Here is a 22,598-nt window from a genome sequence, read left to right as displayed (position 1 = left end):
GGTCTCAGACCTTCAGCTTATTGGGTCCTTATCTTGCTCTTCTTAAAGGACCGCGCATTAACAAAAACAAACCAAGCCGGGAAAGGCGCGCTTTCCCGGCCGGTCAATGAGTATATTAGCCTTAGCCGAAGTAGGATTGTAAAGGTCTTACTTCAAGGCTCCCCGCTTTGTGGGCGGCAATGCCTTTGGCCGCTGCAACGGACCCTGCAAGGGTCGTGTAAAACGGCACCTTGTTCAGGAGAGCTGCCCGGCGCATCGACCGGCTGTCGGAAATGGCCTGCGCGCCTTCGGTCGTGTTGAAGACAAGCTGGACGTCACCGTTCTTGATAGCATCGACGATATGCGGACGGCCTTCAAGGACCTTGTTTATCTTCTTCACCGGGATGCCCTGCTGCTCCAGGAATTTCTGGGTTCCGCTGGTTGCGATGATGCTGAAACCGGCCGTTTCCAGATTGCGCACCGCCTCGACAACACCGGCCTTGTCCTCGTCGCGCATGGAAACGAACACCGTTCCTTCACCGGGAACACCCGTGCCGCAACCGATCTGAGACTTGGCAAAGGCCTTGCCGAAGGCGGTGTCGAGACCCATGACCTCACCGGTTGACCGCATTTCCGGGCCGAGAATGGTGTCGACGCCGGGGAACCGGGCGAAGGGGAACACGGCCTCCTTCACGGCAATGTGGCTGAAGGCCTTTTCCGACAGGTTGAATGAGGCAAGGCTCTCGCCCGCCATGATTCGGCTGGCGATCTTGGCAACCGGAACACCGATGGTCTTGGCCACAAAGGGCACGGTCCGAGAGGCGCGCGGATTGACTTCCAGCACGTAGATCTCGCCGCCCCTGATGGCGTATTGCACATTCATCAGGCCGCCGACTTCCAGCGCGAGGGCGAGCGCGCTTGTCTGGCGCTTGAGTTCGGCCAGCACGTCGTCGCCGAGCGAGAAGGGCGGCAGCGAGCAGGCGCTGTCGCCGGAGTGGATACCGGCTTCCTCGATATGCTCCATGATGCCGCAGACGAAGACATCCTTGCCGTCGCACAGCGCATCGACATCGACCTCAATGGCTCCGTCCAGGTAGCGGTCGAACAGAAGCGGATTGGTGCCCAGAACAGTGTTGATCTGGCCGGTCTTGTCGTTGGGATATTTAGCCCTGACTTCCGCCGGGACCAGTTCCGGCAAGGTGCCGAGCAGATAGGAGTTGAGCGCCTCCTCGTCCCGGATGATCTGCATGGCGCGGCCGCCCAGAACATAGGACGGGCGGACAACCAGAGGCAGCCCCAGGCGGCTGGCAATAAGGCGGCCCTGCTCGACCGAGTAGGCGATGCCGTTTTCCGGCTGCTTCAGATCGAGCTTGACCAGCAGTTTCTGGAACCGGTCGCGGTCTTCTGCCAGATCGATCATGTCCGGTGACGTGCCCAGGATCGGAACGCCCGCCTTGACCAGTGTCTGGGCCAGTTTCAGCGGCGTCTGGCCGCCGAACTGGACGATGACCCCGTGCAAGGTGCCGTTTTGCTGTTCCTTGCGGATGATCTCCAGAACATCCTCGCCGGTCAGCGATTCAAAATAGAGCCGGTCCGAAGTGTCATAGTCCGTGGAGACGGTTTCCGGGTTGCAGTTGACCATGATGGTCTCGTAGCCGGCATCTTCCAGAGCGAAGGCGGCATGACAGCAGCAGTAGTCGAATTCGATGCCCTGGCCGATCCGGTTCGGACCGCCGCCCAGGATGACGACTTTCTTCCTGTCCGAGGGGTCAGCTTCACAGGCAGGCGCGCCCATGAACGGTGCTTCGTAGGTCGAGTACATATAGGCGGTCGGCGAGGCGAATTCGGCGGCGCAGGTATCGATGCGCTTGTAGACCGGATGAACATCAAGTTTCTGCCGCAGACCGAACACGTCGCTCTCCTCCATGCCGGCAAGGCTTGCCAGGCGCGTGTCGGAAAAGCCCATGGATTTCAGCTTGCGAAGATTGGCCGCATCCCCGGGCAGGCCGATGTTCCGCACCCTGGCTTCCATTGCCAGAATGTCGGCCATCTGTTCCAGGAACCAGGTGTTGATGCCGCTGGCCTGGTGGACGTCTGCAACGCTCATGCCGAGGCGCATGGCCTGGGCAACGCTCAGGAGCCGGGTGGGGGTCGCGATGGACACGGCGGCGCGCAGGGCGTTGCGGTCATCGCCCTGGTCGAGGCCCGGGATCTCGACTTCGTCCAGTCCGTTGAAGCCGGTTTCCAGCCCGCGCAGCGCTTTCTGAAGACTCTCGTTGAAAGTCCGGCCGATGGCCATGACTTCTCCGACCGATTTCATCGCGGTGGTCAGCGTGGCTTCGGAACCCGGGAATTTTTCGAATGCGAACCGGGGGATCTTGGTCACGACGTAGTCGATGGTCGGTTCGAAAGACGCCGGCGTCGCACCGCCGGTGATGTCGTTTTCCAGTTCGTCAAGCGTATAGCCGACCGCCAGTTTGGCGGCGATCTTGGCGATGGGGAAGCCGGTTGCCTTGGAGGCGAGGGCGGAGGAGCGCGACACGCGCGGGTTCATCTCGATGACAACGAGGCGGCCGGTATCCGGATCGACCGCGAACTGCACGTTGGAGCCGCCGGTCTCGACGCCGATCTCACGCAACACCGCGATCGAGGCGTCGCGCATGATCTGGTATTCCTTGTCCGTCAGCGTCAGCGCCGGAGCGACAGTGATGCTGTCGCCCGTGTGCACGCCCATCGGATCGACGTTCTCGATGGAACAGATGATGATGCAATTGTCCGCGGTGTCGCGGACAACTTCCATCTCGTATTCCTTCCAGCCCAGCAGACTTTCATCGATCAGTACCTGGCCGACCGGCGAGGCGTCGATGCCCGAGCGCACGATGGCCTCGTATTCCTCGCGATTGTAGGCAACACCGCCCCCCGTGCCGCCCAGAGTGAAGGCCGGCCGGATAATGGCGGGCAGTCCGATCTCGTCGATGGCGCGCATGGCCTCCAGATATCCCGCATTGCGGTCGTAGCCGGTGATGCGGCCGTTGTCGTCACGGATTGCGGGCGAGGAGGCGATGCAGGCGCGCGGGTTCTCAAGTCCGATGGTGTCCATGGCGGCCCGGAACTTTTCCCGGTCTTCCGCCTTTTCGATGACGTCGGCGCGGGCTCCGATCATTTCCACGCCGAATTTCTCCAGAACGCCCATCTCTTCAAGATCAAGCGCACAGTTCAGCGCAGTCTGGCCTCCCATCGTCGGGAGCAGCGCGTCCGGGCGCTCCTTTTCGATGATCTGGGCGACGAGCTCCGGGGTGATCGGCTCGATATAGGTGGCATCGGCGAGATCGGGATCCGTCATGATCGTCGCTGGGTTCGAGTTCACCAGAATGATGCGATAGCCTTCCTCGCGCAGTGCCTTGCAGGCCTGGGTGCCGGAATAATCGAATTCGCAGGCCTGGCCGATAACGATCGGACCGGCACCAATGATCAGGATGGAAGAGATATCTGTGCGTTTTGGCATCTCGGCTCGCAGCTCGCAGGGGCCAGTCCGGATAACGGCTTTCGTTATGCGGACCGACCCGGACTTGACGTGAATGACAGTGTTGGCTGAGCGCGTCTTATAGGGAAAAGCAGCGCGCTAGGAAACCCCGCCCGGGACGGAAGTAGACGTTTTCCGGGGCGGAAACACGACTTTATTCGAAGTCCTTGCTTTCCATGGGCAACGGAACCGTGACCTGACCGTCATAGTCTCCGATGCCGTGCGACAGCGCATAACAGGCCAGGCGGATGGATTTCGGAATTTCAACCGGACGGCCGTCGCGGTTGCCCTTCTCGTAATACTGGATCATGCGCTTCTTGAGCCCGAGCCGATCTGCCGCGTCTTTCTGCTTCAATCCGAGCGCGCGTCGCCAGTGGCGGAATTGTTGCGGGGTCATGCCTGACACCGCGTCTTTTGATTTCGAATCGGCCATTTTCGTCTTAATTCCGGAGTACCCTGATTTCATGCCGCCCTTTTTTGGCGCTGCACGTCCCACCCACGTGACAGAAATAACCTGGATGCCCAATTGTCAATCAGGAAGTGCACAATGTGCTCTTTATGTGCCGTCGAGCTGGCGGTGGCCGGCCGAGTCGGCGCTGCCTTTCCGGGAAGCGGTGCGCAGCCGGTACCGGCTGTTTTGCAGCCCAATGTCGTGCGATGGCGGGAAGGCTGCTACCGAATGCCACATGCGCGTCAATTTAACGGCAGTGATGTGGCAACGGGGCACATCTTGTGAATTGTAATAAATATCAGGGGTAAGATAAGGAAAGCTAAGTAGTTTTCCTGTGCCGGTTGTTGGAAGTTCAAGATAATTTGGGTGGGATTGGTCTATTGTGACGCAGTCTATTTATTGGTGCTAAATTATCGATAATTAATATTTATATGATTATGACGTATATTCGAAGCAATTAAACATTCGCAGTTTTGTGTTCTTGTTATCCGGATATGAGAAATAGTTTCCACAACACTGATTCTTTTGCGGAAAATCGCCAATATTTCTAATTTTCACGTAGATTTTAACTGTCAATCCGTTGTATTAAACTAGAGCTTAGTCTCCTGTGAGTTTGGTGTGGGGGCTTCCGAAGCGGTGAGCATTGCGTTTCAAGCTGAAGGAGCTGTTTTTTGCCGTGCTAGTGGGACCCGACGGACCGGAGGTGGGATCGCGACGTCGGGTAGCTCTGCAAGACCCAGCCGGGCTTGGAACAAAAAAGACAAGATCGGGCTTAGAAAATGAACAAAGCAGCTACCAAAATGGTCGTTATTCCGGACATAGCTGGTCCGACACAAGATGTGGTCATGGACGACCGCGCACTTGCGATTTCGGAAATGTCGGAAAGGTTCGAGGTGACCCTCCGCACCTTGCGCTTCTATGAGGAAAAAGGGCTTCTCAATCCCGTACGCAAGGGCGCGCGCCGTTTTTACGGTGAGCGGGATGTGTCGCGGATGCGGGTCATCCTGCAGGCAAAGAAGATCGGATTGACCCTAGCGGAGATCCGCAAGGTGATCAAACTGGTCGAAGGCAGCACCAAGCGCGACACACAGTACAAGGAACTCCAGGAGATCTGCCGGGCGCAGCAGGAACTCCTGCTCGAGCAGAAGCAGATGCTTGACGAGCAGATCGTCGAAGTTGGACAGATCCTGGGAACTTTCGACGATCTCGTCGGCTGAACCGGAGCGGCGCTTCCGTCAATCGATCAACCCGGCGTGTTCAGATGCGCCGGGTTTTCTTTTGAACGCGGACGGTAAATTGCGGTTTCCGGCCTGAAAACAGGCGCGCGATAGCGCGGACAAGCCTCCGCGGCTTGCCGTCGCGTGGCGCGGAGGCTTTGACGCGGCTTTCTTTTCGGCCCGACCGGGCCGAAACAACGCTCATTGGTTCAAAGGGCCGTGTCCGAAGGCAGCGGCCGACGGTCAGGCCCGCTGTTTCAGGATGCCGCGTCCTGGAGCGTTCTGGACGTGTCCATCAATCCGGTGAACCGCTTGAACAGGTAATTGCTGTCATGCGGTCCCGGAGACGCTTCGGGATGGTACTGGACGGAAAAGACCGGTTTGTCCTTCATGGCCAGTCCGCAATTGGAACCGTCGAACAGGGAGACGTGGGTCTGGGCCACGTTGTCCGGCAGACTGTCGGCGTCGACGGCGAAACCATGGTTCATCGAGGTGATCTCGACCTTGCCGGTCGTGTGGTCAAAGACGGGATGGTTCGCACCATGGTGTCCCTGGTGCATCTTGACCGTCTTGCCGCCAAGGGCCAGGGCCAGCATCTGGTGCCCGAGGCAAATTCCGAAGGTCGGAATGCCTTTCTCGACCACAGTGCGGATCGTGCTGACGGCATAGGCGCCGGTGGCGGCCGGATCGCCCGGTCCATTGGACAGAAAAACGCCGTCCGGATCGTGCGCCAGAACGTCCTGCGCCGTCGCCGTGGCCGGCAGCACGGTGACCTGGCAGCCGGCGTCGGTCAGCAGACGCAAGATATTGCGCTTGATACCATAGTCGATCGCAACCACCTTGTATGAGGCGTCGCTCGCTTCGCCGTAACCCTCGTTCCATTTCCACGTGGTCTGGGACCAGGGATGGGACTGGGTGGTCGAGGCGTCCTTCGCAAGGTCCATTCCGACCAGGCCGGGCCAGTTGGCCGCCGCCGCCTTCAGGCTGTCAACGTCGAACTGGCCGTCCGGAGCATGGGCGATGACGCCATTGGGTACGCCCTTTTCCCGGATCAGGGCGGTCAGGGCGCGGGTGTCGACGCCGCTGATGCCGATCAGGTTGCGGCTTTTCAGCCAGGCATCGAGATGTTTGGCCGCCCTGTAATTTGCCGGGTCGGTGATGGCCGCAGCCAGAACGACACCGCGGATGCCACTGTCCGCGGCCATGTTGACGGTCTCGAGGTCGTCGTCGTTGGTGCCGACATTGCCGATATGCGGAAATGTGAAGGTGATGATCTGTCCAGAATAGGAGGGGTCCGTGAGGATTTCCTGATAACCGGTCATGGCCGTATTAAAGCAAATCTCACCAACGGCTTGGCCCGTGGCGCCGAGGCCCTGTCCCTCGATAATGCTGCCGTCGGATAACACGAGCAGGGCGGTCGCCGGGGTCTCGGACCATGCGTCTGCTGTCGTCATGTCTTGTTTCCAGATCTTGTTGGTGACATCATGCACTGCAGGAAAGGCGTTCGCGGCAGGCCAGATGCCTGCAGGTGGCCGCCTGCATTCAGCGCGGGACTCTATGGGAAGCGGCTTGGATCGTCAATATTGATCCTCTGAAAAAAGATATCTAAAATTCAATAACTTAGCTGGATAGTGAGGCGGGCGTCGAGGCGCTTCATCCCTCAGCACGGCAGGGGTAGGGTGAACCATGCGCACAGAAATGCGCGACAGAATCAACGCGGCCTTGAAGGTGGCGCAGAACGATGGCGACAAGCGCCGATGCGCGACCCTGCGCCTTGTGCAGACCGCCGTCAAAGACCGTGAGGCTGCCGCCCGCGAAAACGGCAAGGACGGCGTCAAAGAAAACGAAGTGATTGACATCCTTCAGAAAATGATCCGCCAGCGCGAAATCTCGGCCGAAGAATTCGAAAGCGGTGGACAGCTTGATCTTGTCGAGCAGGAGCGGGCCGAACAGGACATCATCCGGGAATTCCTGCCGGTTCAGGTGAGCGGCGACGAAATGCGCTCGATCTGCGAGGAAACGGTCAAGGATATCGATGCCCAGGGCCTGCGCGACATCGGCCGCTGCATGAGCGAACTCAAGACCCGCTATCCGGGCAAGATGGACTTCGTGCAGGCGTCCTGCGTCGTCAAGGACATGCTGCGGACCGACGGCAACGACAAGCCGGAAGCCGCTTCACCGGAGAGCGGCGGCGACTAGGCCGTGCCCCGGCCCCGCCGGCCGCTTGTCAACAGCCTGTCCAGAGCGGTTCTCTTGATGCTCCGTGCCTCTGGCATCAGGCCGGAAGACACTCTATTTTGTCAGACCGTTCCGGCGCCGCCCCGTGGCCGCTGCCGGACCCTGATGTATCCACTGACCCCGGGCTGTTAGCGTTCCATGCGTTTCGAACCGCGCCTTCTAGATGAAATCCGCGCCCGGCTGACCCTGTCGGAGCTGGTCGGCCGCCGCGTGACCTGGGACCGGCGCAAGACGCAGCCGGGGCGGGGCGACTACTGGGCCTGTTGCCCGTTTCATCAGGAAAAGAGCCCGAGCTTTCACGTCGATGACCGGCGCAACCGCTACAAGTGCTTCGGCTGCGGGGCTTCGGGCGACCATTTCACCTTCGTGTGCGAGACCGAGGGGCTCAGTTTTCCCGAAGCCGTCGAGCGGCTGGCCGAAAATGCAGGCGTGGCGCTGCCCGCACCCGATCCGCAGGCCGCACGGCGCGAGACCCAACGGGCCGGGCTTGCGGAAATCTGCGAAATGGCCGCCCGGTTCTTCCAGGCCGAATATGCGGGACCGCGCGGCGAAGACGCCCGAGCCTATTGTGGCCGGCGGGGGCTGACGGCGGAAACCCTGTCGGAATTCCGGTTCGGGTTCGCGCCGGACAGCCGTACCGCGCTGAAATCCCATCTGGCTGCCCGCGACGTTTCCGAAGATCTGATGGTGGAGGCGGGTCTCGTCATCAGGCCGGAAGGCGGGCGACCCTGTTATGACCGGTTCCGGGGCCGGCTGATGATCCCCATCCAGGACGACCGTGGCCGTGTCGTCGCCTTCGGCGGGCGTACGCTGTCACCGGACGGACAGCCGAAATACCTGAATTCGCCTGAAACGCCCCTGTTTCACAAGGGCGTCATGCTGTTCAATGCGCACCGCGCGCGCGAACCGGCCTACAAGTCCGGGGAGGCGGTGGTTGTCGAGGGTTATCTCGACGCAATCGCTCTTTGGCAGGCCGGGGTCCAGCATGTGGTCGCCTCGCTCGGAACCGCCTTCACCGAGGATCAGGTGGTGCGCCTGTGGAAATTCGCGCCGGAACCGGTGATCTGCTTCGATGGCGATGCAGCCGGGGTCGCGGCGGCGCACCGGTCGATCGACCGGATCTTTCCGGTCCTGAAAAGCGGTTTTTCGTTCCAGTTCTGCTTTTTGCCGGACGGCATGGATCCGGACGACCTGATCAAACAGCGCGGGCTGGAGGGCTTCCAGGCGGAAACGGACCGTGCGCGGGCACTGTTCGATGTGGTCTGGGACCGGGAGATCTCTGCGTCGCGCCTGGACACGCCGGAGCGCAAGGCCGCGCTCGAAAAGCGCTTCGACGATCTGATCGGTACGATCCGGGATGAACGTGTGCGCCGACGCTATCAACTCGATCTGCGCTTCAAACTGTCCAACCTGTTCTTCGAGCAAGCCCGGCAGACCCGAAAAGGCGGGGGTAAGGCCGGGGAGACGGTGTCCGCGCTGGGCACGGGCAGGGAGCGGGTGGCCGCGAGCGATGATTTCGGAACGGAACGCCTCGTTCTGGGTTTGAGCATGCGCTATCCGCATATGCTCGACAGGAATTTCGAGCGGTTTTCCATGTTGCCGCTGACCAACGATCTGCATCGTCAGTTGCGCGATGTCCTGTGCCGGATCGTCGACGATCTCGAGGACACTCCGATTGCCGAACTGACCAGCACCTTCGACGGTCCGCTCAGGGACATCATGTCGGAAACCCGGCCGGAGAGCATGGGGCTGCAGGAACAGAACGGTTCCGAGTTCTCCGCGCTGATCCATCGCTTTCCCCTTCTGAAATCAAATCCGCCGGAGGATTTCGTCGAGGCGGCGTTCCTGCATTTCCTGGATGTCCTGGAACTCAATGCGCTGGATGAGGAATTATCGGCGGAACTGGCAAACGCGGACGAGCAACTCGATGAACATGCCTGGATGCGCATTCAGGCGCTGACACAGGATCTCGGCCGCCGGCGCGAGGAATGCGCGCGCGACGAGGCCGATCTTGCGGAACGTGCCAGAAAGATCCGGTCCGCACCGGCTGCCGTCGCAGCGGCGCAATAACGGAGCGCGCAGGAACCGCGCGTTGGTGTCGGCACTCCGTTGGCTGCGTGTCGGCAGATGCCGTCCATTCACCTGTTTTGGTGGCCAAGTGCCTTAAAAAAACACATTTTTCAATTGACCTGTGACGAATCACTCTTGCGAATCGCGCGTGTCGAGCTAAATAGAACGTTTGCAGCTTTCAAGCGCCGCAGCCTATGAGCCTGCTCGCGGCTATAGTCTTAAAACAGCTGCAACCCGTATGAATACCTCTTCCGCATTCGATCAGCGAATGCAGACATGAATGGCCGTATGCTGTGCCGATGCTGAAATCTGTCATTGTCGAAATGCGTACGGTTAATTGGGACTTAAGGGACACGGCTTACAAACCTATTCGCAATGATTCCTCTGGACGCCGCCGCTCGCATAGCTGGCGCGCTGAGGGCGAATTGAGTTGAAGTCGGAATATAGGCGCGGCGTGGCCGGACCGGCCACGAACTGGAGCACGATATGGTAGCCAAAGCGACACAAGCAGACGACACTCAGGAACAGAGCGCGGACGGCCCGGATGGTCCGCTGCTGGATTTGTCGGATGCCGCTGTCAAGAAGATGATCAAAGCCGCCAAGAAGCGCGGCTACGTCACCTATGACGAGTTGAACGAGGTGCTGCCGTCAGAGCAGGTGTCGTCGGAGAAAATCGAGGACACCATGTCAATGCTGTCCGATATGGGGATCAACGTGATCGATTCCGACGAAGCCGAAGACGGTCCTGAAGAAGTTGACGGCGGCGAACTGGTCACCGCTCCCAAGACGGCTGTTACCAAGACCACCACCACCAAGGAACCTGCGGATCGCACCGATGATCCGGTGCGCATGTATCTGCGCGAAATGGGCTCGGTGGAGCTGCTCTCCCGCGAGGGCGAGATCGCGATCGCCAAGCGGATCGAGGCCGGCCGGGAAGCCATGATCGCGGGCCTGTGCGAAAGCCCGCTGACGTTCCAGGCGATCATCATCTGGCGCGACGAGTTGAACGAAGCCCAGGTCCTGCTGCGCGACATCATCGACCTGGAAGCGACCTATGCCGGGCCGGACGCCAAGGCGGGGCCGGCTGTCGCCAATGACGACGTGGCACCGGGCGAGAGCGCGCCGGAGAAGACCGAAGGGGCGTCCGAGGAGACCCAGAACCAGGACGGCGAGAGCGAGGAGGACGATGACGACGACGAATTCGAATCCAACGTCTCCCTCTCCGCCATGGAAGCGGAACTGAAGCCGGGCGTTCTGGAAACCTTCGACAACATCGCCGACAACTACAAGAAGCTGCGCCGCCTGCAGGATCAGCTTGTTGAAAACAAGCTGGCCAACAAGACCCTGTCGCCGAGCCAGGAGCGCCGCTACAAGAAGCTGAAAGAAGACATCATCGTCGATGTCAAAAGCCTGTCGCTCAACCAGAACCGCATCGATGCGCTGGTGGCCCAGCTCTACGACATCAACAAGCGCCTGATGGGCTATGAAGGCCGCCTGCTGCGGCTGGCCGACAGCTACAACGTCGACCGTACCGACTTCCTCAAGCAGTATCAGGGGGCCGAGCTCGACCCGAACTGGCTGCGCAAGGTCGCCAATCTGTCCACGCGCGGCTGGAAGAACTTCATCGCCAAGGAAAAGGAGACCGTCCGCGAGCTGCGTCAGGAAATCCAGACGCTGGCGACGGAAACCGGCCTTGAGATCACCGAATTCCGCCGCATCGTCGCGATGGTGCAGAAGGGCGAGCGCGAGGCGCGCATCGCCAAGAAGGAAATGGTCGAGGCCAACCTGCGCCTGGTGATTTCCATTGCCAAGAAATACACCAACCGCGGCCTGCAGTTCCTGGACCTGATCCAGGAGGGCAACATCGGCCTGATGAAGGCGGTGGACAAGTTCGAATACCGGCGCGGTTACAAGTTCTCCACCTATGCCACATGGTGGATCCGGCAGGCGATCACCCGCTCGATCGCCGACCAGGCCCGGACCATCCGTATTCCGGTGCACATGATCGAGACGATCAACAAGATCGTGCGGACTTCGCGCCAGATGCTGCACGAGATCGGCCGCGAGCCGACTCCGGAAGAGCTGGCCGAAAAGCTGCAGATGCCGCTGGAAAAGGTCCGCAAGGTCCTGAAGATCGCCAAGGAGCCGATCTCGCTCGAAACGCCGATCGGCGACGAGGAGGATTCCCATCTCGGCGATTTCATCGAGGACAAGAACGCGGTGCTGCCGATCGACGCGGCGATCCAGTCGAATCTGCGCGAGACCACCACGCGCGTGCTGGCCTCGCTGACCCCGCGCGAGGAACGTGTTCTCAGGATGCGCTTCGGCATCGGCATGAACACCGACCACACGCTGGAAGAAGTCGGCCAGCAGTTCTCGGTCACCCGTGAGCGTATCCGCCAGATCGAGGCAAAGGCGCTTCGCAAGCTGAAGCACCCGAGCCGGTCGCGCAAGCTGCGTTCGTTCCTCGACAGCTGAGGACTGCCACGGAGCCCGACAGACACCCTTCAAGGAACCCGGCGGCGACGCCGGGTTTTTTGGTGCAGGATGCCGGAGTTGCGACCGCCGAAACCGAACCAGGGGCATTTTCTTGGCCATGATCGCCGATAGGGACCGACCGATGGACGGGGACGAACCCCAGGACCGGAAGGGATTCGGCTGGGGAATTGCGATTTCGCTGGTGTTGCATGCGCTGGCGGCGCTGATGTTGACCGGCGTCATATCGGGATATGTCTCGCAGCCGATTGAAGACACGGTCGAGGTGGAACTGGTGCCGCCACCCGAGCAAACGTCCCCGCCCGCCGTGCCCGAAGAGCCGGAACCCGAAGAACCGGACGTTCCCGAACCGGAGCAGGCCGAGCCGGCAGTCGCGCCTCCACCGCCACCTCCGGCCCCGCCGCCCGCACCGCAGCAGCCGGAGGAGGCCGCAACGCCGCCGGCGGATGTGCCCGTGCTGCAGCCGGTCGAGGAATTCGGCGAGGAGGACACCGGTCCGGTGGGCGAGGAAACGCCGCCGGAGGAGCCGGCCGAGGCGGAAGCGCCCGAAGAGCCGGTGGAGCCAGCAGAGCCGGTAGAGAACGAAGAACCGGCGGAGGCCGAAACAGCTCTGGAGACGGAGGCCGAGGTGGAGGCAGCGGAAGAGGCGGCCGCAGGCGAAGCTGATCCGGCTGACGCGGCCGATATCGATACGGCAGAGGCGCAGGAAGACACGGAGGCGGAGCCTGACCCGGTTCCTGTGCCGGAAGACGCGCCACAGGAGAGCGACACGGCGGACACGCCGGTGATCGACCCCGCTGAAGAGACGGAAGCGGCATCGGGCACGGAGGCCGAAACCGACATCGGTATCGCGGAGATTACGGCGCCCGAGGATTTTGGCGTGGTCGGGCCGATCGTCACCGAGGCGACGCCCGCTCCCAAGCCGGCCCGCGCGGCGCAGACGGCTCCGGCGGCGCGCCGCGAAACCGCCCGGACGGGAGCGTCAGGCCCGCCGGCGGGCATGCTGGCGGCAAGGCAGCTTTATTCGCGCGATATTCTGGACGCCCCGCAGGCGCGTACCGCGATGCGCGGCATGTCCGAGGGCCAGCGGCTGAACCTTCTGTGCATGACGGAGCTGCGAGCGCAGATCTCCTCGGTCAGCGCCCTGCCGCCGGAACTGCTGCCGAGATTTCGCCCGCCGCCGGGCAACGTGCTGCAACCGAAAACCGCCGCCTTCCGGAGCCTGGGCCGCTGGTTCGACGTCTCCTTCCGCTGCGAGACCGACAGCGGCGTGACCCGGGTGGAAAACTTTGCCTTCAAGATCGGGAACGAAATCCCCCAGAGCCAATGGCTGGAGCGGGGGCTGACGGGGTTTTGAGGGGCGCGCCACTGCCTTTCAAGCACCATGTGTTTTGATGCATTTGATGGTGCCGAACGGTTCACGCAGCGAGGCGGGTCACATGAGCCGAGACGCAGCATCGTGGCAAGCGCCGCTGCTATGAGCCATGTCTTTCGACATGGTCCCATGCGGCAAGACAAATGCAACGTGCGTTATCGTAGCGGCTGAAGCGATTCCACGACGATTTCAAACGCTCTTCGGTTGATGGCCCAGGCTTCGAAATTCGTCGAGCGCGCGGGGGAGAGAAGGATGGCGGAAACCGAGACGTCCGCCGAGCCGGCCCGCAGCAATGTCATCTCCAGGTCAAGGTGGCCACGTTTGGCGTCGACGCGCGCCAACTGGCTCGGAAGAGGTGTCGCTTCGACGGTTCCGAATGTCCCTGAATCTGGAACAATGCCAATTCCGTTTGCCGCCAGATTCTCAAGCGTCACTTTTTCCAGAGCCGGTGCATCGCCGGCAACGGAAGACGCGACAATGATGATTGTGCCGAGCGACGTGCCGTCCGCAAGGTTGTCCAACTGCAACGCCGCGCCGCCCTCCGGAGCATTTTGAGAAACCGTCTTCTGCCAGCTTTCCGGAACAGCGACCTGAAGCGGTTTCGTTCCATCGAGTTGTTGAAATGCGAAGGGTTCGGCAAAACGCTCATGTGTCGGATTGCTGAGCCTGAAGCCGGTCAAGGCACCGGAAAAGAGCATTTGCATCTGCCTCACCGTTTCGGGAGGCGTGGCAGGCGAGCGCGCTTCGAGCAGGAAAAGCCGGTTGCCGTCCTTGAATGTCGCGAGCCGGTGAAGCGTGACCTTGCCCTTGTTCGTACCGGTGGCGAGCACGTCGGCAAGCACACCATACGAGGACTTGCGCATCTGAATATCGAGTGCGCGAAGGCTCTGAGAGCGTAACCACCCGTCCAGCCAGTCGACTGGATTGACTTCGCGGGGCATCAGATTCCCCCACACAAGGAGTTCGACATTCTTGTCAGAACCATGAGAGGTCAGCAGGACCGTGAGGGGCATCTGATCCGTCGGGACCTTGTCTGCGACAGGGTAGGCTGTCCAGGTGTCCGGCAGGCGAATTGAAAAATCAAAAAGGGATTGAACAGTGTTGCGGTACTGGAAAATACCGTAGCCCTGCTGGAAGGCAGACGGGGGCGGAGTTTTGGCAATTTTCCGGTTGTCTTGCATTCGACCTTTGTCCGTTGGGCTAGAAGCCTGCGCTATCGCGATTTCGGTCCTTGTAGCGCTTGCCAATACTGAAATCGATAGAACCGCCAAGACCAGCGCCCGCGTCAATGCCGCCCGAGAGACCGGTATGTGCCCGGTCCGTTTCGGTATCATAAAAACCATATCCGCGCCCTTCTGCCCCAGCGGAATAGCCGGTAACGCCAACCTTTCCGCGCATGCCGATCGAGTAGTCCGTAAACGGGATCGGAATGTTGACTTCATTGACGACATCGCCGGCAAGGCCGTCAGCCGCCGCCTTTCCGCCGACCGCAATACCTGCGCGGCGGCCGTCATAGCCAACGAGTGCTTCTCCGGCGAGTTCCGCCTGTCCTGCTGCGCCCTGTACACCGGCTTCATACCACGGGTTGTTTTCGTCATCTCCGATGAAAAAACCCGCGCCGGCGGTTGCACCCGTTGCCTTGACACCCAGGGTGTGGCCTCCGCCATAGACGACGCCGAGTTCGTCCTTGGCCTGCAGCCTGAGCACATCGCCTTTCGTATATCCGCCGATATAGGGGAAAGCCTCGAAGAAGTGCCCGGAGACATCCCATTTTGCGAGACCGGTATCAAACTTGGCCATGAGGCGGCCGATCAGGCCTTCGCGTTCGATTTCAAGTGAGCCTTCAGCAAACAGGAACTTGCTCAGCTTGTCCGCAGATTCCGCGAGAGCGACGTCGAAGCCGTCCTTGTAGACCTGGCGTTGGGCCGCGAAGACAGCGGACAGAAATTCGGAAAGCAGATTCTTCAGAAGATCGAACAGACCGACCGGAGCCGCGCCGCCACCGCCCCCTCCCGCACCCTGCATCCCGATCAGGACCGTCGGGAAACCGGTGATGATGGCCCCGCCCTTGGCCGTCAGGTCGGTCATGCGGGCCGCCGGGCTGCCTTCGACGAGGACGTTCCAGGCACCGGTGATGATCGGGTCGCCGCCGGCCGGCGGGGGCGGGCCGACACACACGCACATGTCGCCGACACGGGCCTGGGGCATCTTGCCGGTCAGGACCGTATAGGCGCATTTCCACACGATGGGGGCGGGCACGCCCATGCACATCGGGCAGGTATGCATGTCGGACAGACGGGCAGCGGGAAATCGCATGAAAGAACCGAATTTTACAAAATATCCGGTTTGATCATCTTTAAGTCGTGCCGACCTGTCAATCTCGGATGTGCCGCCTCTCCCCGAAGAATCCTTGCCTTGTCGGGACTTTGACAGAGCTTTGTCCGCTTTGATGGAGCTTTGGTAAAATTCTCTATACCGCCTGAAGACTTGCCCCTTGCGGTGACGGGGGTGCGCGGGCACACTCGCGGCAGACGGTAATTTTGCCACTGCGAGGATCCATGACCAGCAAGCAGTCCCGGTTTCTGATCGACACGTATTTCGCCGCCTTCAACGCGGGCGACAGCCAGAAGATGGAGAGCCTGGTTGCCGAAGATCTTGTCCATGACGTCAACCAGGGCGAACGGCGGGTCGGCAAGGACAAGTTCTGGTCGTTCAACGTGCATATGAGCCGCTGCTACAAGGAACGGCTCAGCGAGATCGTGCTTCTGGTGACGGAGGACGGGACACGCGCCGCGGCCGAATTCATCGTCAACGGCACCTATATCGATACAGACAACGGTCTGCCGGAAGCTCATGGCCAGACCTACAAGCTTCCGGCGGGCAGTTTCTTCGAGATCCGTGACGGCCATATCGCCCGCATCACAACCTATTACAACCTTCAGAACTGGATCGACCAGGTGAAGGACGGAACCGGCGAACAGGTTGCCGAAGAGGCGTGACGCCTTGAAACCGCGCCCCTCCGCCGAGAGGTGTCAGGGCGTTCCATTGCTGTCGTAATCCGGAATTCTCCGTTCGATCCAGGCGTCGAGCCCTTCGCGGGTGTCGCGGGTCACCGCCATGCGCGCGAATTGCTCCTGTTCGATCTGAAGGCCCTCGGCGATGCCGGTGTTCAGGCCGCGGGTCACGGCGGTGAGGATACGCGCGGCGGCATGGCGTGAGTGCCGCTGAATGCGGCCGGCGAGTTCGAACGCCGCGTCCAGGACAGCCTCCGGCGGCACCACCTTGTTGACCAGTCCGAGTTCGAAGGCCCGCTGCGCCGTGAACGGATCGCCGGTGAGCAGCAGCTCGAGGGCCCGCTTGCGCCCGGCCAGCCGGGGCAGGCGCTGGGTGCCGCCGAAGGTGGGCGGAATGCCGATATTGATCTCGGGTTTCGCGAACATGGCAGTGTCGGCGGCGACGGCAAGATGCACCGCTTCCGCGATCTCGCAGCCACCGCCGTAGGCAAGGCCGTTGACGGCGGCGATGACCGGCTTGGGAAAGGCCTCCAGCCGCGCGGTCATGGCCTGTCCGCGGCGGCAGAACTTCCGGACGGCGATGTCGGCTCCGGCCGCGATGGTCGCGGAGAATTCGTGAATATCGCCGCCGGCGGAAAAGGCGCGCCGGCCGGCGCCGGTGATGACGACCGTATGGATGGCATCGTCCCGCTCCAGCTCCTCCAGATATTGCAGGATCAGATCGTTGGTCGCGTAATCGAGCGCGTTGAGCCTTTCCGGCCGGTTGAGCGTCAACAGCGCTGTTTTTCCCTGGCGGTCCAGCAGCACGGTGTTCGACATGGTCCGTCTCCCTTGTGTGATTTCCATATCCGGAGGCTAGCCGGGGCGGGCATTGAAGTATATTCACTGGTGAGTATACTTGTGGAATGACACGCTCTTCATCCACTGCCCGCGAGCGGATCCTGACGGCTGCGAACAAGCTGTTCTACGCGGAAGGTATCCGCGCGGTCAGCCTCGACGCGATCGCGGCGAAAGCCGGGATCACGAAGAAGACCGTCTATTATCATTTCAAGAGCAAGGATGACCTGATCGAGGCCTATCTGGTCTCCCGCGACCAACCCAATCTGGATCTGTTCCGAAGCTGGTTCGAGGAAGCGGATGGCGGATTGCCGGACAAGGTCCAGGCCATCTTCCGCAATCTTGCGGCGGCCGCGCGCCATCCGAAATGGAAAGGCTGTGGCTTCCTGCGCACGGCCGCCGAGCTTGCCGACATGCCCGGCCATCCGGCCATGAAGGTCGGCGCTGCCCACAAGAAGAAATTCGAGGCCTGGATGGCGGCGGAATTCGAAGCATCCGGCGTCGAGCGGTTCCAGGACCTTGCCCGTCATGTGGTGCTGCTGCTGGATGGCGCGTTTTCAACAATGCTCGTGCATCGGGACGCGGCCTACGCGGAGGCGGCCGGCACGGCGGCGAAGACGCTGGTGGCGGTGGCTGTCGGGACCATGAACCAGCGCGCCTGACTTTGCCACGCCCCTGACTTCATGTGCTCTTCGGGATGTCGGCTGCCAGGTTCTGCCGTTCAGCGGACGGGCATGCCCTTTGCCCGGAAACGCCGTTTCTGGGCAGCGATGCGGAACTGGGCGTTGGCGGCGCCGTAGCCCTTGTAGCCGCCACGGCGCTCGACCACCTCGAAGAAGAAGCCCTCGCCATAGGTGGGGCTGTAGAGCTGGAAATACTCGCCAGTGTCGTCCCGGTCATAGAGGATGCCGGAGGATTTCAACGCCTCCAGAAAACTCTCCTCAAGGCCGAACCGGGCGTCGAGGTCGTCGTAGTAGTTCGGGGAGATCTCGAGTGGCGCGAAACCGTTCCGCTTGAGCGCACTGACCGTCTGGAAGATGTCGCCGGTTTCAAAGGCGATGTGCTGGATGCCGGACCCGAAGCCTTCTGAAATGAAATGCCCGGCCAGGGTCCTGCGGTTTTCAGCGCCGTTGAGCGTGATCCGCAGGCTCTTCCAATCCTTTTGAAAACGATCAACTTGCCTGCTTTCATGAGCCTCATGACGGCAGGTTGACCCAAGCATCCGCGGTTGCCCGCGGTATCTCGTCGAAGGCATCGAAGGCGGTCTTCATTCGAACCGGATCGGCGCGCCGACCGGTAAACAGTTCAAAGGCCCGGACGGCCTGAAAGACCGCCATGCTGGATCCCGGCAGGACGCGGCAGCCGAGTTGCCGCGCGGCGGCCAGCAGCTCCGTTTCCAGGGGGAAATAGACAATGTCCGCGACCCACATGCCGGGCCGCAGGAATTCGAATGGAAACGGTGTGCCCGGAGTTTTTGCCATGCCGACGGGGCTGGCATTGACAATGCCGGACAGATCCAGGCCGGCGGCCTCGGCGACGGTGACGACAGGCGCAACCCTCAGGCCCGGGCGGTTTGCCTGAACCTGAGCAGCCAGTTGCTCGGCGCGGGCAGGGTCCAGGTCGAAAATTTTCAGATGCCGGGTGCCGCAGTCCGCCAACGCGTGGGCAACGGCAACACCCGCTCCTCCGGCGCCGAGCAGAAGCACCGTCTCCAGGGGAGCGTCCGGCATGTTCTGCCGGAGGCTTTCCGCAAATCCCCAGAGATCGGTGTTGTGGCCGATGCGTCTGCCGTCCCGGAACACGATGGTGTTGACCGATCCGACGGCGGCCGCATTGGGCGAGAGTTCATCAAGAAGGTCAATCACTCCCATCTTGAACGGGTAGGTGACGTTGAGACCGTTGAAGCCGGTCATTTCCGCCGCGTGCACAATGGTTTTCATGTTTTGGTCGTCCGCGGGAAGCAGGTCGACATCGATGATGCGATAGACGCTGCGCATCCCCTGGGCCGCCGCTTCCGCTATGTGCACTTCCGGCGTTCTCGATCGCGCTATACCGCGTCCGATCAATCCGGCCAGCAAAATGTCACTTGCGGTGCTCACCCAGGTTCCTCCCACGGATCCGGCCGCCAGCCGGGGTTCCCCTCTTCGCGGGGTTTTTATCCGGCTGCGGCTTCGTTATGGCGGCAAAAATGAACTAACCAGTTAATTCAGTCAAGAGGAATGTACCAGACAGTTAATTAAGGCTGGCACAAGGCGGCAGGCTGAGCTAGAAAAAGGCATGTCAATCAATGAGACTGTGGTGTCCGGGAAAAGTTCCGCGCGCGCCCGATGGAAGCAGGATCCGGAAGGCGTTCGGGCCAATATCCTGGCCGTGGCGCTGGAAGAGTTCGCGACCAACGGCCTGTCGGGTGCCCGGATGGACGAAATCGCCGCCAAGACGCGGTCGTCCAAACGCATGATCTACTATTATTTCGGGGATAAGGAGACCTTGTACCTGAAGGCGCTCGAGGCGGCCTACAAGAAGGTGCGCGAGGGCGAGGAACAACTGGACCTGGACCATTTGAGCCCGCGCGCGGCTCTGGCAAGACTGGTTGAATTCACCTTCGAGCATCACCGCAACAATCCGGCCTTCATCCGTCTGGTGATGATCGAAAACATTCACAATGGCCGCTACCTCGAGCAGTCAGAAGAGATCAAGAGCCTCAACGAGGCCGCCATCGCGCAGATCGAAGGGGTCTATTCCAAGGGGGTCACCGACGGCGTGTTCCGGGACGGGCTGGCGCCCTTGCGGATACACTGGCTGATTTCGGCAATGAGTTTCTTCAACGTTTCCAACGCGACGACCTTTTCCATGCTGTTCGGTCCGGAGCTGCAATCGGCGGCCGGACAGGACATCCTGAAAGCGGATGTTTCCGAAACCGTGCTGCGTTTCGTGGCTGCCTGACCCTTCAATCGTTTCCGATCCGCAGCCGCTGCCTGCGCTGCCTGCAAGCACCGGGCGTCGAAAGCCATTGACAGATCCAAAATCACTATATAACTAGAAATGTAGTTATATTGGATGAGGCTTTCATGGATCTGGAAATCGCGGCGCAAGGTTTTTCGGCGCTGGGCTCGGAAGCCCGACTGCAGGTGGTTCTGACGCTGGTCAAGGCAGGGCAGGGTGGTTTGACGGTCGGTGACATCCAGTCCCGGACGGGCATGGCGGCGTCGACCCTTGCCCATCACCTGAAGTTCCTCGCCGCCGCCGGACTGGTGAGGCAGGAAAAGGACGGCCGGTCGGTGATCAATCACGCCGCCTTCGATCACCTGGAAAACCTCGCCGGATACATCCTGAAGGAATGCTGCGCGGATGCAAACGGTTGCGCTGGGCCTAGCGAGCCAAGCGGGCCAAAACGGAAAAGTGAGTTCGTCGATGACTGATACCGTGAACGATCTGCGGAGTGCGGGCGCAGGTGGATCTGCTAGCTGCTGTGCCCCGAAAACATCCTGCTGCAGCACGCCGGCCTCGAAATGGTCCTGGACGCGTTTTCCGGGACGACGTGTCCTGCTGTCGACCTGGACCATCGTCCTCGGCGGCCCGCTGCTCGTGCTGCTGCTCGACCAGCCGCAATTCGTTCCCTTCGTGAGTTTCGCGATCAAGGCCTTTCTCGGCACGTTGCCCTATATCGCCTTCGCGGTGGCGCTGATTGCCTGGCTGAAGGCGGCGGGCGCGGAAGCCTATGTCGCCCGGGCGTTCGAGGGACGCGAAACCCAGGCGATCTTCCTTGCCGCGCTGTTCGGGGGGCTGGCGCCTTTCTGCTCCTGCGAAGTCATTCCCTTCATCGCCGGTCTTCTGGCCGTCGGCGCGCCCCTGTCGGCGATCATGGCGTTCTGGCTGTCTTCACCCCTGATCGACCCGCCGACCCTTCTGATCACCGCCGGCGCGCTCGGCTGGTCCTTTGCCATCGGCAAGGCGGTGTTTGCCGTCGCGCTCGGCCTGTTCGGCGGCTTTCTTGTGGCGATGCTGTTGCGCACGGGGGCCTTGTCCAATCCGGTGAAGATCGGATCCTCGGCCAGCGGCTGTGGCTGCGGGGCCTCGCCGCAGACCGGCCGTCCGGTGTGGCAGTTCTGGCGGGAAACGGAACGCACCGCAAAGTTCGGCTCCGAGCTCAGGGTCAACGCGCTGTTCCTGGTCAAGTGGCTGGCCCTGGCCTATGTGCTGGAAGCTGCCCTCGTTACCTACGTCCCGGCTGACCTGATCGCCGGTGTTGTCGGCGGCAACGGGCTTGGTGCCATCGTGATTTCCGCGCTGGTCGGCATGCCTGCCTATCTCAACAGCTACGTGGCGCCCCCACTCCTGGCCGGTCTTGTGGATCAGGGCATGAGTTCCGGCGCGGCGATGGCCTTCATGATCGCGGGTGCGGTCAGCTCGATCCCGGCGATGGCCGCGGTCTGGTCGCTGGTCAAGCCACAGGTGTTCGCGACCTATCTCGGACTGGGCTTTGTCGGCGCCGTGCTGTCCGGCCTGATCTTCCAGCTGGTTGTATGAGGACCTGAAGATGCGCTCCACTGTCGCTGTAACCGTCACCGTCGCCCCGCATGAAGAACGCGGTCGCAAGCTTCTGGTCCCGGTCGGACTGCCAACACCACACCGGATGACCGCCGGTTTCGAGGTCAGTGGCGGCCGCATGTCCCTGACCGGCGAAAGCACGACCGGTCAGATGGCTGCGCTCGTCGCTCCGCAGGGAGACGAAACGCTGGCGCTGCGGTACACCTACATGAGTGGCGGGCACGGGTATCCGGACGCGGTTTTCATGCCGCACCGGAACCGCTACACGCAGGCTGCAAGGGAGCTGGTCTTCGACGCGATCAACATTGCCGACGCACAGCCGGACGGCCATGCGGCCATCCAGGCGCTGGTCAATGCGGCCGCGGAGAAATTCCGCTATGCCCATCCTGACGTGCGCTTCAATGACGGCTGCGAGGAAGTGCCCTATCTTGCCTGCGGCCTGACGGAAGGGTCCTGCGTCGACATCAACACCTATCTGATCGCGTCCCTGCGTGCCGCCGGATACGAGGCGGGCTACATCACCGGCTACTTCTTTCCGCAGGAGAAAAACGGGTCCTGTGAGGACGGGCACTGCTGGGTGGTGACACGCCACAATGGCGTTGTTCTGGAATGGGATATCGCCCATCATCTCAAAATGGGCACGCGCGAGATCTGTTGCGGTCTCAACCCCAAGCCGGGCGACCGGGTGGCGGTCGCGCATTCCATGGGCCTCACCTTTCCCGCCGCCGGTATCGTGGGTGTGAAACTGATCAATGAACCGGCCTGGATAAGCCACGAAGGCAGGCTGGAAAAGGCCGAGGTCACGATCCGGCGGGAGGTCGTCGGCGAGACGGTTGCGTCAGCCTGACGG

At 61.3% G+C, this 22,598-nt stretch carries 18 protein-coding genes and 1 pseudogene; 11 read left to right on the top strand and 8 right to left on the bottom strand.

Translation table 11 applies throughout. The annotated features are described in order from the left end of the window. Positions 1-121 precede the first annotated feature (121 nt). Entirely contained in the window at positions 122-3,484 is a 3,363-nt protein-coding gene (carB, locus tag WNZ15_RS22805; protein WP_342895334.1) for a carbamoyl-phosphate synthase large subunit, read from the bottom strand. 172 nt (positions 3,485-3,656) lie between these two features. After that, a complete protein-coding gene (locus WNZ15_RS22800; protein WP_342895333.1) occupies positions 3,657-3,899 on the bottom strand; it encodes a helix-turn-helix transcriptional regulator in 243 nt (80 codons plus the stop codon). Positions 3,900-4,732: 833 nt separating this feature from the next. Between WNZ15_RS22800 and WNZ15_RS22795 the strand changes: the two genes are divergently transcribed. Then, positions 4,733-5,170 (top strand): MerR family transcriptional regulator, encoded by a 438-nt coding sequence (locus WNZ15_RS22795; protein WP_342895332.1) that lies wholly within the window; start codon positions 4,733-4,735, stop codon positions 5,168-5,170. Positions 5,171-5,427: 257 nt separating this feature from the next. On the opposite strand, the gene carA is transcribed toward WNZ15_RS22795, so the two are convergent. Further along, positions 5,428-6,624, bottom strand: coding sequence for a glutamine-hydrolyzing carbamoyl-phosphate synthase small subunit (gene carA / locus WNZ15_RS22790; RefSeq protein WP_342895331.1), 1,197 nt, complete (start codon positions 6,622-6,624; stop codon positions 5,428-5,430). Positions 6,625-6,868: 244 nt separating this feature from the next. Between carA and WNZ15_RS22785 the strand changes: the two genes are divergently transcribed. From WNZ15_RS22785 to WNZ15_RS22770, 4 genes are all read left to right on the top strand, one after another. Next, entirely contained in the window at positions 6,869-7,369 is a 501-nt protein-coding gene (locus tag WNZ15_RS22785) for a GatB/YqeY domain-containing protein (RefSeq protein WP_342895330.1), read from the top strand. A 177-nt stretch (positions 7,370-7,546) separates the two neighbouring features. After that, positions 7,547-9,478 (top strand): DNA primase, encoded by a 1,932-nt coding sequence (gene dnaG / locus WNZ15_RS22780; RefSeq protein WP_342895329.1) that lies wholly within the window; start codon positions 7,547-7,549, stop codon positions 9,476-9,478. 486 nt (positions 9,479-9,964) lie between these two features. Beyond that, positions 9,965-11,956 (top strand): RNA polymerase sigma factor RpoD, encoded by a 1,992-nt coding sequence (rpoD, locus tag WNZ15_RS22775; protein ID WP_342895328.1) that lies wholly within the window; start codon positions 9,965-9,967, stop codon positions 11,954-11,956. A 142-nt stretch (positions 11,957-12,098) separates the two neighbouring features. Continuing rightward, positions 12,099-13,331, top strand: a complete 1,233-nt coding sequence (locus WNZ15_RS22770; protein WP_342895327.1) for a DUF930 domain-containing protein — start codon at positions 12,099-12,101, stop codon at positions 13,329-13,331. Between the two features lie 173 nt (positions 13,332-13,504). Here WNZ15_RS22770 and WNZ15_RS22765 read toward each other — a convergent pair whose 3' ends face one another. Beyond that, entirely contained in the window at positions 13,505-14,530 is a 1,026-nt protein-coding gene (locus WNZ15_RS22765; protein ID WP_342895326.1) for a hypothetical protein, read from the bottom strand. Between the two features lie 19 nt (positions 14,531-14,549). Further along, positions 14,550-15,665, bottom strand: a complete 1,116-nt coding sequence (locus WNZ15_RS22760; protein ID WP_342895325.1) for a PAAR domain-containing protein — start codon at positions 15,663-15,665, stop codon at positions 14,550-14,552. A 242-nt stretch (positions 15,666-15,907) separates the two neighbouring features. Here WNZ15_RS22760 and WNZ15_RS22755 point away from each other — a divergent pair, with 242 nt between their 5' ends. Further along, complete coding sequence (locus WNZ15_RS22755) at positions 15,908-16,348, top strand: ketosteroid isomerase-related protein (protein WP_342895324.1); 441 nt, start codon at positions 15,908-15,910, stop codon at positions 16,346-16,348. Positions 16,349-16,381: 33 nt separating this feature from the next. On the opposite strand, the gene WNZ15_RS22750 is transcribed toward WNZ15_RS22755, so the two are convergent. After that, a complete protein-coding gene (locus WNZ15_RS22750; protein WP_342895323.1) occupies positions 16,382-17,182 on the bottom strand; it encodes a crotonase/enoyl-CoA hydratase family protein in 801 nt (266 codons plus the stop codon). 86 nt (positions 17,183-17,268) lie between these two features. Between WNZ15_RS22750 and WNZ15_RS22745 the strand changes: the two genes are divergently transcribed. Further along, positions 17,269-17,862, top strand: a complete 594-nt coding sequence (locus WNZ15_RS22745; RefSeq protein WP_342895322.1) for a helix-turn-helix domain-containing protein — start codon at positions 17,269-17,271, stop codon at positions 17,860-17,862. Positions 17,863-17,921: 59 nt separating this feature from the next. Here WNZ15_RS22745 and WNZ15_RS22740 read toward each other — a convergent pair. Beyond that, positions 17,922-18,344 (bottom strand): annotated as a pseudogene (locus tag WNZ15_RS22740) (3-keto-5-aminohexanoate cleavage protein); the annotation flags it as partial. Positions 18,345-18,396: 52 nt separating this feature from the next. Further along, positions 18,397-19,299: a shikimate dehydrogenase gene (locus tag WNZ15_RS22735; RefSeq protein WP_342895321.1), complete on the bottom strand. Its 903-nt coding sequence runs from the start codon at positions 19,297-19,299 to the stop codon at positions 18,397-18,399. 178 nt (positions 19,300-19,477) lie between these two features. On the opposite strand from WNZ15_RS22735, the gene WNZ15_RS22730 reads away from it, so the two are divergent. The 4 genes from WNZ15_RS22730 to WNZ15_RS22715 all read left to right on the top strand — a co-directional run bounded on the left by WNZ15_RS22730 (position 19,478) and on the right by WNZ15_RS22715 (position 22,595). Next, the gene (locus WNZ15_RS22730; protein WP_342895320.1) at positions 19,478-20,143 is read left to right on the top strand and encodes a TetR/AcrR family transcriptional regulator; all 666 of its coding nucleotides are present in this window, start codon (positions 19,478-19,480) and stop codon (positions 20,141-20,143) included. Positions 20,144-20,268: 125 nt separating this feature from the next. Next, positions 20,269-20,619, top strand: coding sequence for a metalloregulator ArsR/SmtB family transcription factor (locus tag WNZ15_RS22725; RefSeq protein ID WP_342895319.1), 351 nt, complete (start codon positions 20,269-20,271; stop codon positions 20,617-20,619). Continuing rightward, the gene (locus tag WNZ15_RS22720) at positions 20,612-21,727 is read left to right on the top strand and encodes a permease (RefSeq protein ID WP_342895318.1); all 1,116 of its coding nucleotides are present in this window, start codon (positions 20,612-20,614) and stop codon (positions 21,725-21,727) included. The genes WNZ15_RS22725 and WNZ15_RS22720 overlap by 8 nt, the downstream gene beginning before the upstream one ends. Before the next feature lie 10 nt (positions 21,728-21,737). Continuing rightward, positions 21,738-22,595, top strand: a complete 858-nt coding sequence (locus tag WNZ15_RS22715; protein WP_342895317.1) for a transglutaminase-like domain-containing protein — start codon at positions 21,738-21,740, stop codon at positions 22,593-22,595. The last annotated feature ends 3 nt before the right edge of the window (positions 22,596-22,598 follow it).

Source organism: Roseibium sp. AS2 (assembly GCF_038900065.1).
Taxonomy (GTDB): Bacteria; Pseudomonadota; Alphaproteobacteria; order Rhizobiales; family Stappiaceae; genus Roseibium.
This window is presented reverse-complemented; position numbering and strand designations above follow the sequence as displayed.

What these genes read in the sequence shown, in the direction of transcription:
- carB (WP_342895334.1), bottom strand. Translation starts at nt 3,484, where the DNA reads ATGCCAAAACGCACAGATATCTCTTCCATCCTGATCATTGGTGCCGGT.
- WNZ15_RS22800 (WP_342895333.1), bottom strand. Translation starts at nt 3,899, where the DNA reads ATGACCCCGCAACAATTCCGCCACTGGCGACGCGCGCTCGGATTGAAG.
- WNZ15_RS22795 (WP_342895332.1), top strand. Translation starts at nt 4,733, where the DNA reads ATGAACAAAGCAGCTACCAAAATGGTCGTTATTCCGGACATAGCTGGT.
- carA (WP_342895331.1), bottom strand. Translation starts at nt 6,624, where the DNA reads ATGACGACAGCAGACGCATGGTCCGAGACCCCGGCGACCGCCCTGCTC.
- WNZ15_RS22785 (WP_342895330.1), top strand. Translation starts at nt 6,869, where the DNA reads ATGCGCGACAGAATCAACGCGGCCTTGAAGGTGGCGCAGAACGATGGC.
- dnaG (WP_342895329.1), top strand. Translation starts at nt 7,547, where the DNA reads ATGCGTTTCGAACCGCGCCTTCTAGATGAAATCCGCGCCCGGCTGACC.
- rpoD (WP_342895328.1), top strand. Translation starts at nt 9,965, where the DNA reads ATGGTAGCCAAAGCGACACAAGCAGACGACACTCAGGAACAGAGCGCG.
- WNZ15_RS22770 (WP_342895327.1), top strand. Translation starts at nt 12,099, where the DNA reads ATGGACGGGGACGAACCCCAGGACCGGAAGGGATTCGGCTGGGGAATT.
- WNZ15_RS22765 (WP_342895326.1), bottom strand. Translation starts at nt 14,530, where the DNA reads ATGCAAGACAACCGGAAAATTGCCAAAACTCCGCCCCCGTCTGCCTTC.
- WNZ15_RS22760 (WP_342895325.1), bottom strand. Translation starts at nt 15,665, where the DNA reads ATGCGATTTCCCGCTGCCCGTCTGTCCGACATGCATACCTGCCCGATG.
- WNZ15_RS22755 (WP_342895324.1), top strand. Translation starts at nt 15,908, where the DNA reads ATGACCAGCAAGCAGTCCCGGTTTCTGATCGACACGTATTTCGCCGCC.
- WNZ15_RS22750 (WP_342895323.1), bottom strand. Translation starts at nt 17,182, where the DNA reads ATGTCGAACACCGTGCTGCTGGACCGCCAGGGAAAAACAGCGCTGTTG.
- WNZ15_RS22745 (WP_342895322.1), top strand. Translation starts at nt 17,269, where the DNA reads ATGACACGCTCTTCATCCACTGCCCGCGAGCGGATCCTGACGGCTGCG.
- WNZ15_RS22730 (WP_342895320.1), top strand. Translation starts at nt 19,478, where the DNA reads ATGTCAATCAATGAGACTGTGGTGTCCGGGAAAAGTTCCGCGCGCGCC.
- WNZ15_RS22725 (WP_342895319.1), top strand. Translation starts at nt 20,269, where the DNA reads ATGGATCTGGAAATCGCGGCGCAAGGTTTTTCGGCGCTGGGCTCGGAA.
- WNZ15_RS22720 (WP_342895318.1), top strand. Translation starts at nt 20,612, where the DNA reads ATGACTGATACCGTGAACGATCTGCGGAGTGCGGGCGCAGGTGGATCT.
- WNZ15_RS22715 (WP_342895317.1), top strand. Translation starts at nt 21,738, where the DNA reads ATGCGCTCCACTGTCGCTGTAACCGTCACCGTCGCCCCGCATGAAGAA.